General features: G+C 65.2%; 12 protein-coding genes. All 12 read right to left on the reverse strand.

From position 1 onward, the window contains the following. Positions 1-6 precede the first annotated feature (6 nt). The 12 genes from IVA88_RS30895 to mraY all read right to left on the reverse strand — a co-directional run bounded on the left by IVA88_RS30895 (position 7) and on the right by mraY (position 15,654). The gene (locus IVA88_RS30895) at positions 7-912 is read right to left on the reverse strand and encodes an outer membrane protein assembly factor BamD (protein WP_247500964.1); all 906 of its coding nucleotides are present in this window, start codon (positions 910-912) and stop codon (positions 7-9) included. A gap of 260 nt (positions 913-1,172) precedes the next feature. After that, positions 1,173-2,135, reverse strand: a complete 963-nt coding sequence (gene lpxC / locus IVA88_RS30900) for a UDP-3-O-acyl-N-acetylglucosamine deacetylase (protein ID WP_247501234.1) — start codon at positions 2,133-2,135, stop codon at positions 1,173-1,175. Between the two features lie 360 nt (positions 2,136-2,495). Further along, complete coding sequence (gene ftsZ / locus IVA88_RS30905; protein WP_247500965.1) at positions 2,496-4,301, reverse strand: cell division protein FtsZ; 1,806 nt, start codon at positions 4,299-4,301, stop codon at positions 2,496-2,498. An 87-nt stretch (positions 4,302-4,388) separates the two neighbouring features. Then, positions 4,389-5,711, reverse strand: coding sequence for a cell division protein FtsA (gene ftsA, locus IVA88_RS30910; RefSeq protein ID WP_247500966.1), 1,323 nt, complete (start codon positions 5,709-5,711; stop codon positions 4,389-4,391). Further along, complete coding sequence (locus IVA88_RS30915; protein ID WP_247500967.1) at positions 5,708-6,736, reverse strand: cell division protein FtsQ/DivIB; 1,029 nt, start codon at positions 6,734-6,736, stop codon at positions 5,708-5,710. The genes ftsA and IVA88_RS30915 overlap by 4 nt, the downstream gene beginning before the upstream one ends. 350 nt (positions 6,737-7,086) lie before the next feature. After that, positions 7,087-8,073, reverse strand: coding sequence for a D-alanine--D-alanine ligase (locus IVA88_RS30920; RefSeq protein ID WP_247500968.1), 987 nt, complete (start codon positions 8,071-8,073; stop codon positions 7,087-7,089). Between the two features lie 22 nt (positions 8,074-8,095). Continuing rightward, on the reverse strand, positions 8,096-9,016 hold the full coding sequence (gene murB, locus IVA88_RS30925; protein ID WP_247500969.1) for a UDP-N-acetylmuramate dehydrogenase: 921 nt from the start codon (positions 9,014-9,016) through the stop codon (positions 8,096-8,098). 4 nt (positions 9,017-9,020) lie between these two features. Next, complete coding sequence (gene murC / locus IVA88_RS30930) at positions 9,021-10,424, reverse strand: UDP-N-acetylmuramate--L-alanine ligase (RefSeq protein ID WP_247500970.1); 1,404 nt, start codon at positions 10,422-10,424, stop codon at positions 9,021-9,023. Positions 10,425-10,546: 122 nt separating this feature from the next. Further along, the gene (murG, locus tag IVA88_RS30935; protein WP_247500971.1) at positions 10,547-11,647 is read right to left on the reverse strand and encodes an undecaprenyldiphospho-muramoylpentapeptide beta-N-acetylglucosaminyltransferase; all 1,101 of its coding nucleotides are present in this window, start codon (positions 11,645-11,647) and stop codon (positions 10,547-10,549) included. A gap of 111 nt (positions 11,648-11,758) precedes the next feature. Beyond that, positions 11,759-12,910, reverse strand: a complete 1,152-nt coding sequence (gene ftsW / locus IVA88_RS30940) for a putative lipid II flippase FtsW (protein WP_247500972.1) — start codon at positions 12,908-12,910, stop codon at positions 11,759-11,761. A 232-nt stretch (positions 12,911-13,142) separates the two neighbouring features. Further along, positions 13,143-14,543: a UDP-N-acetylmuramoyl-L-alanine--D-glutamate ligase gene (gene murD / locus IVA88_RS30945; RefSeq protein ID WP_247500973.1), complete on the reverse strand. Its 1,401-nt coding sequence runs from the start codon at positions 14,541-14,543 to the stop codon at positions 13,143-13,145. 7 nt (positions 14,544-14,550) lie between these two features. Beyond that, a complete protein-coding gene (gene mraY / locus IVA88_RS30950; protein WP_247500974.1) occupies positions 14,551-15,654 on the reverse strand; it encodes a phospho-N-acetylmuramoyl-pentapeptide-transferase in 1,104 nt (367 codons plus the stop codon). Between the last annotated feature and the right edge of the window lie 89 nt (positions 15,655-15,743).

A 15,743-nucleotide genomic window follows, 5' to 3' on the forward strand; every position in this document is an offset into this window, starting at 1 on the left:
TATTTCCTAGCCGAGGCCCATTTTCTTGAAGGTCTTGCTAATCCAGGACCCCTGATTCTCGCTCGGTTCGAGACCGCCTGATTTTACAAGATTATAGGCGTCCTTGTACCAGCGACTATCAGGAAAATTGTGCCCGAGCACGGCGGCGGCCGTCTGGGCCTCGCCGACGATGCCGATCGCCATATAGGCCTCGGTCAGGCGGTACAGCGCCTCCTCGACATGGCGGGTGGTCTGGTACTGCGTCACCACGGCTTTGTAGCGGTTGATCGCCGCCGTGTAGTCGCGCTTCTGCGCGTAATAACGGCCGACATTCATTTCCTTGCCGGCGAGCTGGTCGCGCGCACCTTCGATCTTGGCCTTGGCCGAGGTGGCATATTCGGACGTCGGATATTTGCGCACTACCTCTTCCAGCGAGGCGATCGCCTTCTCTGTGCGGGTCTGGTCGCGGCTGATGTCCGGGATCTGGTCGTAATGCGAGGCGGCGATCAGATATTGCGCATAGGCCGCGTCCGGGCTGCCGGGATGCAGCGTGACGTAGCGGGTGGCCGCGCCGATGCAACCGTCATAATCGCCGCCCTGGTAGGACGCGTAGGCCGACATCAGCAGCGATTTGCGGGCCCAGTCGGAATAAGGATGCTGGCGATCGACCTCTTCGAACTTCTTGTTCGCCGCCTTCATGTCCTTCTTCTCATTCATGAGGTACAGGCCCTCATTGTAGATCTTGTCGGCGGGCTCCTCGACGAAGGTGTCGTCCTTGGCGGTGAACTTGTCCCAGAGCGCGCCGGTGCCGCAGCCGGCCAGCGGCAGCGCGAGCACGAAGAGGGCGACAGCCTGAAGCAGCCCACGGGCTCGAGACGAGGCCTCTCGAGACGAGACCTGAAGATATCCGCGCGTCATCCGCTGTGCCGACATGAATATTGCCCTGACGCCCTGTGTGCGGTGTCCGCCAGCCCATGAACCCCGTCATGGGCGCGAAATCTAGCCGTGGTGCCCGCCATGCGACCACGCCGGTGTAACCGAAAACCGATCTTCAACCAACCGGATAGGCAGGCATTTCGCCCGGATTAAGGCGAACGCGCCGCAATCCTAGTCGATCATCGTTACCAGGAGTTTCCCGGGGAAAGCCGCGGCCAAACGCCGGTGGCGACGGGTCTCTTCAGGACCGTCTCTCTTTAGGAAACGTCCGGCCCGTAGGCCGCGGCGATCCGGCCGCCGACGATGCCGCGACCGGTTTCGACCACCGGACGTGTGGTGCGGCGGGCTGTCTCGCCCTCGACCACCCGCCAGGCGGTACGGTCGGCGAGCAGCGCGGTCAGGACGGCGTGGTTGAGCTTGTGGCCGCCACGTACCGAGCGGTAGGCGCCAAGCAGGGGCAGACCGGCCAGCGCGAGGTCGCCGATCACGTCCAGCACCTTGTGGCGGGCGCATTCGTCAGCGTAGCGGAGGCCTTCGGTGTTGAGCAACCGCTCCTCGTCAAACACGACGGTATTGTCGAACGAGGCGCCGAGCGCATAGCCGGCGCTCCAGAGCCGCGCGACGTCGCACATCAGACCGAAAGTCCGGGCCCGGCCGACTTCGCGGCGGAAACGTTCCGGGCTGAGGTCGAAGGCGTAGCTCTGCTGGCCGATGACAGGATTGGTGAAATCGATCTCGACCTCGGCGCGGAACCCGTCGGCATAGGGCCTGATCTCGCCAAAGGAGTCGCCGATCTTGACCGAAATCGGCTTTAAAACCTGAATGAAGCGGCGCTGTGCCGGCTGGGTAACGATGCCGGCCTGGTCGATCGCCGCAACGAAGGCTGCGGCGCTGCCGTCCATGATCGGCACTTCCGGCCCGTCGATCTCGATGACGGCGTTGTCGACGCCCATGCCCCGCAGCGCGGCAAGTACATGCTCAGCGGTGGAGACCAGCGGGCCATTGCGATCGCCGAGGACGGTAGCGAAATCGGTGGCGATCACCTGCTCGGCCGTCGCCTGAACTTCGCGGTCACTTCCCTCGAGTCCCGTACGGACAAAAATAAAACCCGCGTCAACAGGCGCGGGCCCAAGCGTGAGGGTGACGGGAAGACCGGAATGAACGCCGACGCCTGCCACGGTGGCTTGCGCACGAAGCGTTGTTTGCCGGCTAAATTTCATCAGGAACCGCCCCACTACGACCATCGCGACTTATACTGAACCCGACTGACCGGCCAAGACCGCTCGTTCCGAATCCGTATCCCCAAGTCACGGCAAACCATAGTCACTGCCTCAAACAGCGCCAACTCACGCTTTTTTACCGATTGTTACCCCAAACCTGCCGTATTCGCGCCAAGGCTTAACCAAATTGGACCGGAGTTTGGGACCGTCATTGGCAGTTTTACTGAACCATCGAATACGTAATTAATGATTTAAAATCAGTTGCTTGGCTGCGCAATCCGGATATGCACGGGACAAAAGGAAAGGTCCCGGCAAGCTTCCCGCCGGGACCTTTTTTCGTCTGCCTTATTGTAACAATCCTCAGGTCGCCTGCCGCCGCAGGAAGGCCGGGATATCAAGATGGTCATCTCCCTGTGGCGCCGGGGCAACAGGCGCGGGACGGCCATGCATGTCCAGGCCCTGCGGCGCGGGACGGCGGGCATACTCGGACACCGGCTCGGTAGAAGCGATTTGCTGCGCCACGGTCTTCTGGGGCCGGCGATCGGGCAGCGGCGGCATCGCGGGACCGGCGGTGCGGGCAGCGATCGGTGCCTCGCTCTCCTCGTCACGACGCCCGAGGCCGACATTGGCGAGGCGCTGCAGCAGCGACAGGCGGGTCTTCTGCGGGGTCTCCTCCTCGATCTCGCCCCGGGCCTGGCGAAGCTCGGCCTGGGCGGGCATCGGAAGTTCCTCGATTCGCGGCATCCGAGGTGTGCGGACCGGCGCACGCTCGGCCTGCGGCGGGATGAAGGTTTCCGGCGTCATCGGCTCATGCATGGCCATCGGCGCCTGCTCGGGCTCCGGGAACAGCGTGGGCTTCTGCGCGATCGGGCGCACGGTGACGTCGCCATAGGTCTGCATCGGCGCGGGGGCCTGCGGGACGTCCGCAACGGCAGCGGCGATGGCGGCGAGCGCAGCGCGCTCGACGTTCTGACGCGGTGCCATGGGAGCGGCGGCGAACTGGCCCGGTCCGGCGGCCGGGGTCGACGTGTCCAGCTTCTGGGCGCGCTCGGCCATGCGCTGATTGTCGGCGCGGAGCCGCGCGGTCAAATCGGCAAGACGGCTCTCGGCGGCCGCGGCGGGAGCAGCAGGAGCCTGCTGCGCCTGCGGTGCCGGGTTCGCGACGGGAGCGCTGGTGGCCTGGCTGTTGCGGGCGATCGCGGCCTGTTCGATGCCGGTGGCGACGACCGAGACGCGGATCAGGCCATCGAGCGCTTCATCGAAGGTGGCGCCGACGATGATGTTGGCGTCCTGGTCGACTTCCTCGCGGATACGGGTCGCCGCTTCGTCGACCTCGAACAGGGTGAGATCCTTGCCGCCGGTGATGGAGATGAGGAGACCCTTGGCGCCCTTCATCGAGCTATCGTCGATCAGCGGGTTGGCGATCGCGGCTTCAGCGGCGGTCAGCGCGCGCTTGTCGCCGGAGGCTTCGCCCGTACCCATCATCGCCTTGCCCATCTCACGCATAACGGCGCGGACGTCGGCGAAGTCGAGATTGATCAGGCCTTCCTTGACCATCAGGTCGGTGATGCAGGCAACGCCCGAATAGAGCACCTGGTCGGCCATCGCGAAGGCGTCGGCGAAGGTGGTCTTCTCGTTGGCGACCCGGAACAGGTTCTGGTTCGGGATGATCAGCAGCGTATCGACGACCTTGTGGAGTTCGTTGATGCCCGCTTCCGCGGTGCGCATGCGGCGGCCGCCCTCGAAGTGGAAGGGCTTGGTCACGACACCGACGGTGAGGATGCCCATCTCGCGCGCGATCTTGGCGATCACGGGAGCCGCGCCGGTGCCGGTGCCGCCGCCCATGCCGGCGGTGACGAACACCATGTTGGCGCCCGAGAGATGGTCGCGCAGCTCGTCCATCACCTCTTCGGCCGCGGCCGCGCCGACGACCGGCTGCGAACCTGCGCCCAACCCTTGCGTCGCCGCCGTGCCCATCTGCACGATGCGCTGCGCCTTCGACATCGTCAGCGCCTGCGCGTCGGTGTTGGCGACCACGAAGTCGACGCCCTGGAGGCCCGCCGTGATCATGTTGTTGACGGCGTTACCACCGGCGCCGCCGACGCCGAACACGGTGATGCGGGGCTTCAGTTCGTGAATATCAGGAACATTGATGCTGATGGTCATGTTTGCCTCTCGATCACGCGCGCGTGGGTTCGCCCCGGCCGGCGGCCGCGGGAGTTGGTGAAAATCGAATATTGCGGGAAGGAGTCATCAAAAGCCCTCGCGTAGCCATCGTCCGACCTTTCCGAAATACCCGCCGGTCCCCGTCCTGACCTGCTGCCGCGTATGCCGCGGTTCGACATGTTCGTGGTGAACATATTGCGGGTAGACGAGCAGTCCGGCCGGCACCGCGAAGGCGGCGTTCTTCGCCTCGTTGGGCAGTCGGCCGAAACCGAGCGGACGTCCGACCCGCACGGGCCGGCCGAGAATCTGTGTTCCGAGCTCGACCAGACCGGTGAGCTGCGAGGCCCCGCCCGAGAGCACGACGCGGCCGTTGGGCTCTGAGGCGAAGGGCGAATCCTTCAGCTTGTCCCGAACCATTTCGAAGACTTCCTCGGCACGGTGCCTGACGATGTTGGCGATGGTCGCGCGGGAGACGATCTGCGGCAGATCCTGCTCGTCACCGGCTGTCGGTACTGACATCAGCTCACGCGAGTCCGATCCGCCGGTGATGACGGTCCCGTATAACGTCTTGATTCGCTCGGCATCGGCAATGGTCGCGGAGAGCCCGCGCGCCAGATCCATCGTGATGTGTTGCCCCCCGACCGCAAAACCCGCGGCGTGCACGAACCGGCCGCCGGAATAGACCGCGATCGTGGTGGTGCCCGCGCCCATCTCGATGACCGCAGCGCCGAGATCGGCCTCGTCGTCGGTCAGCACCGACAGGCCTGCCACATAGGGGCTCGCCGCCATGGCTTCGACATTGATGTGGCAGCGTTCCACGGCCAGCATCAGGTTCCGCGCCACGGTGGCGTCGCAGGTGACGACGTTCATGTCCACGCCGAACTGGTGCGCGACCATGCCGCGGGGATCGCGGATGCCCTTGACGCCGTCGAGCGTGTAGCCAACCGGCAGCGCGTGCAGCACGGTGCGGCCTTCGCCGGTGGCGTGGCGCATGCCGGTGGAGGTGACGCGGCTGACATCGGCCGGCGTCACGGCGCCGCCGCGGATGTCGGCCGCAGCTTCGACCAGCTGGCCGGAGAGTCGGCCGCCGGAGACCGACAGCAGCACGGACTCGACCCGCACCTTGGCCATTTTCTCCGCAAGCCCGACCGCCTGTCGCACCGCCTGCTCGCATTCGCCGAGATCGATCACGGCGCCGGCCTTCATGCCGCGCGACTGAATCTGGCTGTAACCGATCAGCTCCACCGCATGGGTGCGATCGCGCAGGGCTTCGCTCGGCGCCGACGGCTTCAGCCGCGCGATCATGCAGGCGATCTTGCTGGTGCCGATGTCGAGGCAGGCGACGAGGCCGCCGCGCTTGTGCGGCATCGGGCGCGTCTTCGGTGTCTGGGTGCGATCAAGACCGGTCATGCAGCGTCCCCGGCCTTTTTCTTCTTCTTGTCCTTGAACAAATCTTCGCGCGCCTTGGCGGCGTCCTCGGACAGCTGCACCACCAGCCGATCGGGCAGGCGCAGGTCGACGGCGACGATGTCGCGGGAGAACAGCCTGTCGTCCTTGTCGAGCCTGGACAGCATCGCAAGCGCGTTGCCGACGTCCTGCTCGGGCAGGCGGATGTCGAGGCCGTCCTTGAGCCTCAGGTTCCAGCGCCGCTCGCCGACGAAGATCGCGGCCTTGGTGATCGAATTGACCTGCGGATAGCGCGCCAGCAAAGCGAGGAAATCGCGGGCCTGCGTCTCGGCGCCCTTGCCGACCACGAGCGGCAGCGACAGGAACCGACGCGAGACATAGGGTTCAAGCACCGCGCCGTCATCGGCGATGACGGAAAGCCGGCCGGCCTCCTGCCACAGCGCGAACGCCTTGCGCTCGGTGAGCTCGATCATGAGCTGGCCCGGATACAGCTTCAGCACGGTCGCATCCGCGATCCAGGGATTGGCCTTGAGCTTGTCGCGCACGGCGTCGGCGTCGAGGAACAGCAGCGAGGATCGGCCGCTGACGCCGCCGATCGCGAGGATCTCATCCTGGCTAAGCTGCTTGCGGCCGTTGATCACGACGGAGGTGATGCGGAAGCCGGCGGAATTGGCCAGCGCGTTGCGGGTGTCGTTGACCGCCGTGATGAAATCCTGAAGATGGCCGCCCTTGACGATACCGAAGCCGCAGCTTCCGATCAGGAGCAGCACCGTCATGCTGATCCCGACGCGGCGCGGCAGATAGCGCTCGATCAGCGCGATCAACCGCGGCGGCGGCTCCCGCTCGACGACGGCTTTGGCCCTGATCTTTTCCTTGGCGGCAGCGCGCGCTCCGTGAAGTCTTTCCTGGCGCTTGTCCTGCACCCACTCGCGCAGAAGCACGACCGCTCCGATAGCGGCCGCCTTCAAGTCAGCTTGGGGCCTCAGCGATCTCAAAAGCGACCGAGTGAGGCTTCCTGCTCCATCCATTGCACGAGCTCGTCAACAGTTTGCCCGCGACATCGCGCGGGTCCTGGCGAACATGACGTCTCGGACTTGCCGGGCCGGGTGCTGGTCTTCAGCAGAAGAAAACCTCTCCCCTTCAGAGCGTTCGCTGGGAGTGACAACACCCGCAACGGTCCACGCGCCGGCAGCCAAAGCGTCATATGCGCCGCCAGCGTTAACCTTCGGACGTCCTGGTAAACAAAAGGTAAAGTTCGTTAACGGCGGATGCGTTTTGCCCAGCCCAGTGAGGCATTTATGCCGCGATGTCCGGCATTTTACCGGTTTTGGGTTCCAAAACCGGCCGTTTCGCCCCTTCGGCCGTTAACCAATCCTAATTATTTCCGTACACCCCGCCCGGCGAGCTCGACCAGGCCGCGCAGGAAGTCGACGAATGCGATGCCCTCTGCCTTTAGCGCCTTGGGGTAGAGCGACGACTTGGTCAGCCCGGGCAGCGTGTTGGTCTCGAGATAGACCAGCCCCTTGTCCGAGACGATGAAGTCCGAACGGGAATAGCCGGTGCAGGACATCGCCCGGTGCGCCAGCATCGCCTGCTGCTTCAGTGCGGCGGTGATCTCCGCCGTGAAGCGGCCTGGACAGATCTCCTGGGTCGACTTCAAAAGATACTTCGCCGCGTAGTCGAAACTGCCCTCGCCCGGAATGATCTCGATCGGCGGCAGCGAGATGATCGAGCCGTCCGGTCGCTCCAGCACGCCGCAGGTCGCCTCGACGCCGGCGACGTAAGGCTCGATCACGTACTCTTCGTGTTTGGCGGCATTGCGGACGGCGACGAGATCCTGCTTGGCGTTGACGAAGATCAGGCCATAGCTCGAGCCATCCCGCGCGGGCTTTGCGATCAGCCGGCCGTATTCGGCGAAGGCCTCATCGATCTCGTCCAGTGCAACGTTGGCCGGCGGCGTTACCCCGCCGAGCGCTGCGAAATGCTTGGCCGCGATCTTGTCGAACGCGAGATGCGAGGAGGCCGAGCCCGATCCGGTAAACGGCACGCCGCGCGCTTCGCACATCAGCTGCAATTCGCCATTCTCGGCACGCCCGCCGTGCAGGCCGAGCACCAGCACGCGGTCCTCGGCCCTGGCCTGGTCGAGCGCCTGCTCCAATGGAATGCCACGCGTGCCCGGCTTGAACTCGTCCTCGAACGGACGGGCATGTTCGAGCAGCTGCTTCGACTGCACGACATGCATCTTGTCCTCGACGTCCCACCACCAGAGATCAGCCTCGGGCAGCGCCTGATGCAGCGCCTGGGCTGACGCGACCGAAACCAGACGTTCGCGGTTGGAGCCGCCGAAGAGGATGGTGATGCGCATGTTCTCTCGTCGCTTGTCCAAATTAGCCGGAAATTCCGATCCGCTTGATTTCCCAGTGTAGCTCAATTCCGGAATTCGTCTTCACCCGGTCGCGCACGGTCTCACCAAGCGTCTCGATGTCATGCGCGGTGGCATTGCCCGTGTTGATCAGGAAATTGCAGTGCATCTCGGAGACCTCGGCGCCGCCGACGCGCAGGCCGCGGCAGCCGGCGGCATCGACCAGCTTCCAGGCGGAATGACCGGGCGGATTCTTGAAGGTCGAGCCGCCGGTCTTTTCGCGGATCGGCTGCGCGGTCTCGCGATGAGTTTGCACCTCCGCCATGCGCGCGCGGATCGCCTCGGCATCCCTGATCTCGCCGCGGAAACGTGCGGAGGTGAAGATGATCGAGGGATCGACGCCGCTGTTGCGGTAGACGAACTTCATGTCGGCATTGGAGAAGATGTGCTTTGTGCCGTCGCGCCCGACGCCGCGCGCCTCGATCAACACGTCCTTGGTCTCGCCGCCATTGGCGCCCGCATTCATGCGCAGCGCGCCGCCGATCGTGCCGGGAATACCGAAGTAGAATTCGAGCCCACCGATATTGGCTGACGCGGCGACTTCCGCCACGCGCTTGTCGAGCGCGGCCGCGCCCGCGGTGACGACATCGCCGCTCGCGCTCGCTTCGCCAAAGGCGCGCGGCGCAAGCCGGATCACGACGCCCGCGATGCCGCCGTCGCGCACGATCAGATTGGAGCCGACGCCGACGACATAGACGGGAATGTCGCTTGCGAGATGCGCGAGGAAGTAGGCGAGATCGTCCTCGTCCGCCGGCGTGAACAGCACCTGCGCCGGACCGCCGACGCGAAACCAGGTGAGCTCGGCGAGCGACTGGTTCGCCAGCAGCCGGCCGCGAAGATCGGGCATCACGGCTTTGAGGTCGGGTGTGATGTCGGGGAAGCTCACTGCCCTACCCCAGCGCCTTCAATTCGCCTGGCAAGGCGTACGCCCATTGCGTGATGTTGCCGGCCCCTAAGCACACGACGAGATCGCCCGACTTCGCCACGCTCTTGACGATGCCGGCGAGATCGGACGCCGCCGGGAGCGGGATCACCTCGCGGTGGCCGTGGGCGCGCAGGCCCGCGGCGAAATGGTCGCGGTCGATGCCCTCGATCGGCGTCTCGCCCGCGGCATAGACGTCGGCGACGATCACCGCATCCGCATCGTTGAAGCAGGTGCAGAATTCCTCGAACAGCGATTGCAAGCGGCTATAGCGATGCGGCTGCACCACAGCGACGATCTTGCCGCTGGTGGATTCCCGCGCCGCCTTCAGCACCGCCGCGATCTCGACCGGGTGATGGCCGTAATCGTCGATGACGGTGACGCCGTTCCATTCGCCGGTCTTGGTGAAGCGGCGCTTGACGCCGCCGAAGCCGGCGATCGCCTTGCGGATCGCCTCGTCCGACACGCCGAGCTCGCGCGCGACCGCAATCGCGGCCGTCGCGTTGGAGGCGTTGTGGCGTCCCGGCATCGGCAGCATGAGGTCGGCGATCTCGTGCACCCGGCCGGTCTTGCGATCGCGGAACGCAACCTTGAACTTCGATCCGCCGCCCATCGGGGTCAGATCGACGAAGCGCACGTCGGCCTGCGGATTCTCGCCATAGGTGATGATGCGCCGATCCTCGATCTTGCCGACGAGAGTCTGCACCACGGGATGGTCGATGCACATCACGGCAAAGCCGTAGAAAGGCAAATTCTCGACGAAATGGCGGAAGGCCTCCTGCACGGCCTCGAAAGTCTTGAAATGATCGAGATGCTCGGGGTCGACATTGGTGACGATCGCGACCTCGGTCGGCAGCTTCAGGAACGTGCCGTCACTCTCGTCCGCCTCCACCACCATCCAGTCACCGGTGCCAAGCCGCGCATTCGAGCCATAGGCGTTGATGATGCCGCCGTTGATCACGGTCGGATCGAGGCCGCCGGCATCCAGCAGCGCCGCGACCATCGTAGTCGTGGTGGTCTTGCCATGCGTGCCCGCGATGGCGACGCAGCTCTTCAGCCGCATCAGCTCGGCCAGCATCTCGGCGCGGCGCACCACCGGAATACGCCCTTCGCGCGCCGCCGTCAGTTCCGGATTGTCGCGCTTGATCGCGGTAGAGACCACGACGACCTCCGCGCCATCGACGTTCTCCGCCTTGTGGCCGACCGAGACCCTCGCGCCGTTCTTGCGCAGACGGTCGAGATTGTAATTGTCGGAGGCGTCCGAACCCTGCACAGAATAGCCGAGATTGAGCAGCACCTCGGCGATACCGCTCATGCCGATCCCGCCGATCCCGACGAAGTGGATGGGTCCGATCTCGCGCGGCAGTCTCATGCTCTGTTCCCTGACCTCGCCGCCGGAGAGGGCGGCATCTGGCGAAGGTCACGGCAAATCAGCCGCGCGCCTTTCCTACTGGATGCCCCGCTTTAGAAGGCGAAGACAAGGGCTTTTTCGCGTCAGATTCCCGCGATTTTGGCCACCAGATCGGCCAGCCGCTCCGCCGCGTCTAGCCGGCCGGCGCCGCGGGCGGCCTGCGCCATGGCGGCAAGACGCGCGGGTTCGGCGGCGAAGGCGGATATCTCGGCGGCGAGACGATCGGAGTTGAACTCGGTCTGCGGAATGCGGATCGCGCCATCGACCTTGGCCAGCACGCCGGCATTGGCGAACTGGTCCTGGTCGATCGCGCCCGGCAGCGGCACCAGGATCGAGGGACGTCCGATCGCGGCAAGTTCGGCCACGGTGCCGGCGCCTGAGCGCGACACCACCAGATGGTTGGAAGCGAGCCGTGCCGGCAAATCGGTGAAGAACGGCGCGAGCTCGGCATTGATCTTCAGTCTGTCGTAGACCGCGCGCACGCGGCTCATATCTTCGTCGCGCACCTGCTGGGTGAGGACGAGCCGGCTCCACAGCGCAGGCTCAAGGCGCTCGATCGCGCCCGGCACGATATCGGCCATGATGCGCGCGCCCTGGCTACCGCCGACGACGAGCAGGCGCAGCGGGCCGTTCACCTCAGGCGCAGCATATTGCACGCCGGCTGCGGCGAGGACCGCCGGGCGCATCGGCGTGCCGACTGTCGTGGTCTTGCCCGATAGCGCCGGATCGCGGTCGAGCACGCCGGGCAACGACGTCGCAATGGCGCGGACGCGGCTCGACAGGAACCGGTTGGCGCGGCCGAGCACCGCATTGGCATCGTGGATGATGCCGGGCACGCCGGCGAATTTCGCCGCGACCAGCGGCGGCAGCGTCGGATAGCCGCCGAAGCCGACGACAGCGACCGGCTTCAATCGCTTGATGAGGCCGTAGGCGGACAGCGTGCCGGCGGCGAGCGTGAGGCCGGCATAAGCGAGCTGCAGCGGATTGCGGCCACGCGCGGTCTCGCTCGAGACGACGTCGATCATGTCCTTGGTAAACAGCCCGCTGTAGCGCAGCGCGCGCTCGTCCGTGACGAGGCGGACGCGGAATCCGCGCCGGATCAGTTCGACCCCAAGCGCCTCGGCCGGAAACAAATGGCCGCCGGTACCACCCGCGGCGAGAAGAATCAGGGGGGAATTGTCCATGACGGGGAGTTTTACAGTGTCTCCCCCGTCATTGCGAGCGAAGCGAAGCAATCCAGACCGCCACCGCCGAGGGATTCTGGATTGCGTCGCTTCGCTCGCAATGACGAAAAACTACGCGTAGCTGCGCATCGCCTCGGCGTGGCCGCTTGCCTCGACCTCGGTGCGCGGGCGCAGCCGCGTCAGCGCCAGCATCATGCCGACACCATAGGCCAGCGATACGATCGAAGAGCCGCCGTAGGAGATGAAGGGCAGCGTCATGCCCTTTGCAGGGATGAGCTGGAGGTTGACCGACATGTTGATCGCGGCCTGCACGCCGAACAGGATCGCAAGACCCGAGGCCGCAAAGCGCGAGAACATGTCCTCATTGGCATAGGCGCGCGACAGCGTGCGGATGACGACGAAGGCGAACAGCGTCAGCATTGCCAGGCACAGGATGATGCCGAACTCTTCGGCGGCCACCGCGAACACGAAGTCGGTGTGGCTGTCCGGCAGGCTGCGCTTGGCAATGCCCTCGCCGGGCCCGAGCCCGAACCATCCGCCGTTGTAGAAGGCTTCCATGGCGGTATCTACCTGGAAGGTGTCACCGGAAGCGGGATTCATGAAGCGCTTGATGCGTCCGGCGACGTGCGGAACGAACAGATAGGCGCTGAACAGACCTGCCGCTCCGATCCCGGCAAGGCCAAATACCCAAATCATGCGCATGCCCGCGATAAAGAACAGCGACCCCCACACCATCAGGATCAGCATGGTCTGGCCGAAGTCCGGTTCCATCACCAGCAGCGACACCAGCATCAGAAGCAGCACCAGCGCCATGGAGGTCGCCGGCATTTCCGGCCGCTTGGTCGATTCCGCGAACAGCCAGGCGGCGATGACGACGAACGATGGCTTTGCGATCTCGGAGGCCTGGATGTTGAGGCCGAGCAGCGTGATCCACCGCCGCGACCCCTTCACTTCTGGGCCGATCGCGAGCGTCAGCACGATCAGGATGATGCTGACCGTGAAGATGATCAGGGCGCTGCGGCGGATCGCGCGCGGCGACAGGAACGAGACCCCGAGCAGCACCAGGCAGGACGGTGCCAGGAACAGCACGTGGCGGCTGAAGAAGTGGAAGGGATCGAGCCCGATACGGGTGGCAACCGGCGGGCTCGCGGCCAGCGACAGGATCACGCCGGTGAGCATCAGCGCCAGGATGGCGCCCATCAGCGGCTTGTCGACGGTCCACCACCACTCGGAAAAGGGGGTGCGTTCTTCACGGGAGAGCATGGCGGCCGCTTTCGGACAGAGGTCGGTCCATTGGTCGCCGAGGTTGGTTTACGGGAGGTTAAGGGAACGCCGATGATTGGGGAGATGATCCCCGCTGCCGCCACAAAACACCGTCATGCCCCGGCTTGACCGGGGCATCCAGTACGCTGCGGCCTCTCGGCTCAAGCTGGATATCTGGAATAGTGGGTCGCCCGGTCAAGCCGGGCGACGACATCGGAACGCGAATGCGCGCTCACACCACCGGCTTCACACCCGCCAGCGCCTGCACCAGCTCGCGGAACCTGGTGCCGCGGATTTCGAAATTGCGGTACTGGTCAAAGGAGGCGCAGGCGGGCGACAGCAGCACCACCGCGTCGGTGATCCCCGACGCTTCCGCATCGCGTGCGGCGTGCTCGACGGCGACGTCGAGGGTCTGGGTGATCTCGTGCGCCACTTGAGTGCCCAGCGTTCCCGAAAATTCCTGCGCGGCCTCGCCGATCAGATAGGCCTTGCGGATGCGCGGGAAATAGCCGGTCAGGCCCGTAATGCCGCCGGCCTTCGGCTTGCCGCCGGCGATCCAGAAGATGTCCGAAAAGGACGACAGCGCATGCGCGGTGGCGTCCGCATTGGTGCCCTTGGAGTCGTTGACGAACAGCACGTTGCCGCGGCGGCCGACCTGCTCCATGCGATGCGCAAGGCCCGGAAAGCTGCGCAGGCCGTTCTGAAGCACATCGAGGCTGATGCCCATCGCGAGCGCGGCGGCGGCCGCGCACGCCGCGTTCTGCGCGTTGTGCAGGCCACGCAGCGAGCCGATGCCGCCGAGTTTTGCGACCTCGCTGCGCGCGCCTCCCGCGGTGCGCACGATGGCGCCGTGCTCGACATGGATGCCGGACGCCAGCGGATTCTTGACCGAGATGCGCACGACGTTTTTGCCGGCGCGATCGAGTCTATCGGCGATGTCGCGGCAAAAGCCGTCATCGACGCCGATGATGGCGGTGCCGCCAGCCTGCACACCGGCAACGAGCCGTTCCTTCACCGCGGCGTAATGCGCGATGGTGCCGTGACGATCGATGTGATCCTCGCTGACATTGAGCAGGATGCCGACGGAGGGATCGAGGGAGGGCGTGAGGTCGATCTGGTAGGACGACATCTCGATCACGTGGACGCGGCCCATGCGCGGCGGCTCCAGCGACAGGATCGCGGTGCCGATATTGCCGCCCATCTGGGTGTCGTAGCCGGCGACTTTGGTCAGATGCGCGATCAAAGCCGTCGTGGTCGACTTGCCGTTGGTGCCGGTGATGGCGACGAACGGCGCGTCCGGTGCGTGCCGGCGCCGCTCGCGGCAAAACAGCTCGATGTCGCCGATCACCTCGATGCCGGCTTCGCGCGCCTTTAGCACGCTCCAATGGGGCACCGGATGTGTCAGCGGCACGCCGGGCGCGAGCACCAGCGCTGCGAAATTCGCCCAGGAGACGTTTCGCAAATCAGCCGTGATGAAGCCCGCTTGCGCGGCCTTGGCAACGTTCTCGGCACTGTCGTCGGCGGCTATCACCTCGACGCCGCCCGCTTTCAACGCGTGACAGGACGCGAGTCCCGAGCCGCCGAGGCCGAACACCGCGACCGTCTTGCCGGCAAAGCACGTGACTGGGATCATCGACAGGTCACCGCAGCTTCAGCGTCGACAGGCCGGCAAGCGCCAGCATCACCGAGATGATCCAGAACCGGATCACGATCTGCGGCTCGGTCCAGCCGAGCTGCTCGAAATGGTGATGGATCGGCGCCATCCGGAAGATGCGTTTTCCCGTCATCTTGAACGACACCACCTGCACGATGACGGAAACCGCCTCCAGCACGAACAGGCCGCCGATCACCGCGAGCACGATCTCGTGCTTCACCGCGACCGCGATCGCACCCAGCATGCCGCCGAGCGCGAGCGAGCCGGTGTCGCCCATGAAGATCGAGGCCGGCGGCGCGTTGAACCAGAGGAAGCCGAGGCCGGCGCCCAGCAGCGCGCCGCAGAGCACGGCGAGTTCGCCGGTGCCCGCGACATATTTGATCTGGAGATAATCGGCGAACACCGCGTTGCCGGCGAGATAGGCGATCATCGCAAAGCTCGCGGTCGCGATCATCACCGGCACGATGGCAAGGCCGTCGAGACCGTCGGTGAGGTTCACCGCATTGCCGGCGCCGACGATGACGAAGGCGCCGAACACGACGAAGAACCAGCCAAAATGCAGCACGGTGTCCTTCAGGAAGGGAATCGTCAGCGCGGTCGACGCGGGATCGCGGTTCAGCCGCACCAGCGCGTAGCAGGCCACCAGCGCGATGGCGGCCTCGATCAGCAGGCGAAGCTTGCTGCCGAACCCGCTCGTCGTCTGCTTGGTCACCTTCAGATAATCGTCATAGAAGCCGACGAAGCCGAAGCCGAGCGTCACCGCCAGCACGATCCAGACGTAGGGGTTGAGCGGATTGGCCCACAGCACCGTGCCGACCGTCAGGCCGGACAGGATCATCAGCCCGCCCATGGTGGGCGTGCCTTTCTTCGCGAGATGCGATTGCGGGCCATCGGCCCGGATCGGTTGGCCCTTGCCCTGGCGGAGGCGCAGATGGTCGATGATCCAGGGCCCGAACAGGAACACAAACAGCGCGCCGGTGACGACGGCGCCGCCGGTGCGGAAGGTGATGTAGCGGAAGACGTTCAGGAACGTGCGAACGGCACCGAAACCCGGAAAGGTGTTGGAGAGCTCGATCAGCCAGTAAAACATTCAGACGGTCCTATGGCGCCCTGGGCACGCGTTCTTGGTATTGGCCTCAACGTGCCTCCCGCGCACTCGCTGGTCTTCATCATCGGGCC

Source organism: Bradyrhizobium sp. 149 (assembly GCF_023073915.1).
GTDB lineage: Bacteria > Pseudomonadota > Alphaproteobacteria > Rhizobiales > Xanthobacteraceae > Bradyrhizobium.

What these genes read in the sequence shown, in the direction of transcription:
- IVA88_RS30895 (WP_247500964.1), bottom strand. Translation starts at nt 912, where the DNA reads ATGTCGGCACAGCGGATGACGCGCGGATATCTTCAGGTCTCGTCTCGA.
- lpxC (WP_247501234.1), bottom strand. Translation starts at nt 2,135, where the DNA reads ATGAAATTTAGCCGGCAAACAACGCTTCGTGCGCAAGCCACCGTGGCA.
- ftsZ (WP_247500965.1), bottom strand. Translation starts at nt 4,301, where the DNA reads ATGACCATCAGCATCAATGTTCCTGATATTCACGAACTGAAGCCCCGC.
- ftsA (WP_247500966.1), bottom strand. Translation starts at nt 5,711, where the DNA reads ATGACCGGTCTTGATCGCACCCAGACACCGAAGACGCGCCCGATGCCG.
- IVA88_RS30915 (WP_247500967.1), bottom strand. Translation starts at nt 6,736, where the DNA reads ATGGATGGAGCAGGAAGCCTCACTCGGTCGCTTTTGAGATCGCTGAGG.
- IVA88_RS30920 (WP_247500968.1), bottom strand. Translation starts at nt 8,073, where the DNA reads ATGCGCATCACCATCCTCTTCGGCGGCTCCAACCGCGAACGTCTGGTT.
- murC (WP_247500970.1), bottom strand. Translation starts at nt 10,424, where the DNA reads ATGAGACTGCCGCGCGAGATCGGACCCATCCACTTCGTCGGGATCGGC.
- murG (WP_247500971.1), bottom strand. Translation starts at nt 11,647, where the DNA reads ATGGACAATTCCCCCCTGATTCTTCTCGCCGCGGGTGGTACCGGCGGC.
- ftsW (WP_247500972.1), bottom strand. Translation starts at nt 12,910, where the DNA reads ATGCTCTCCCGTGAAGAACGCACCCCCTTTTCCGAGTGGTGGTGGACC.
- murD (WP_247500973.1), bottom strand. Translation starts at nt 14,543, where the DNA reads ATGATCCCAGTCACGTGCTTTGCCGGCAAGACGGTCGCGGTGTTCGGC.
- mraY (WP_247500974.1), bottom strand. Translation starts at nt 15,654, where the DNA reads ATGTTTTACTGGCTGATCGAGCTCTCCAACACCTTTCCGGGTTTCGGT.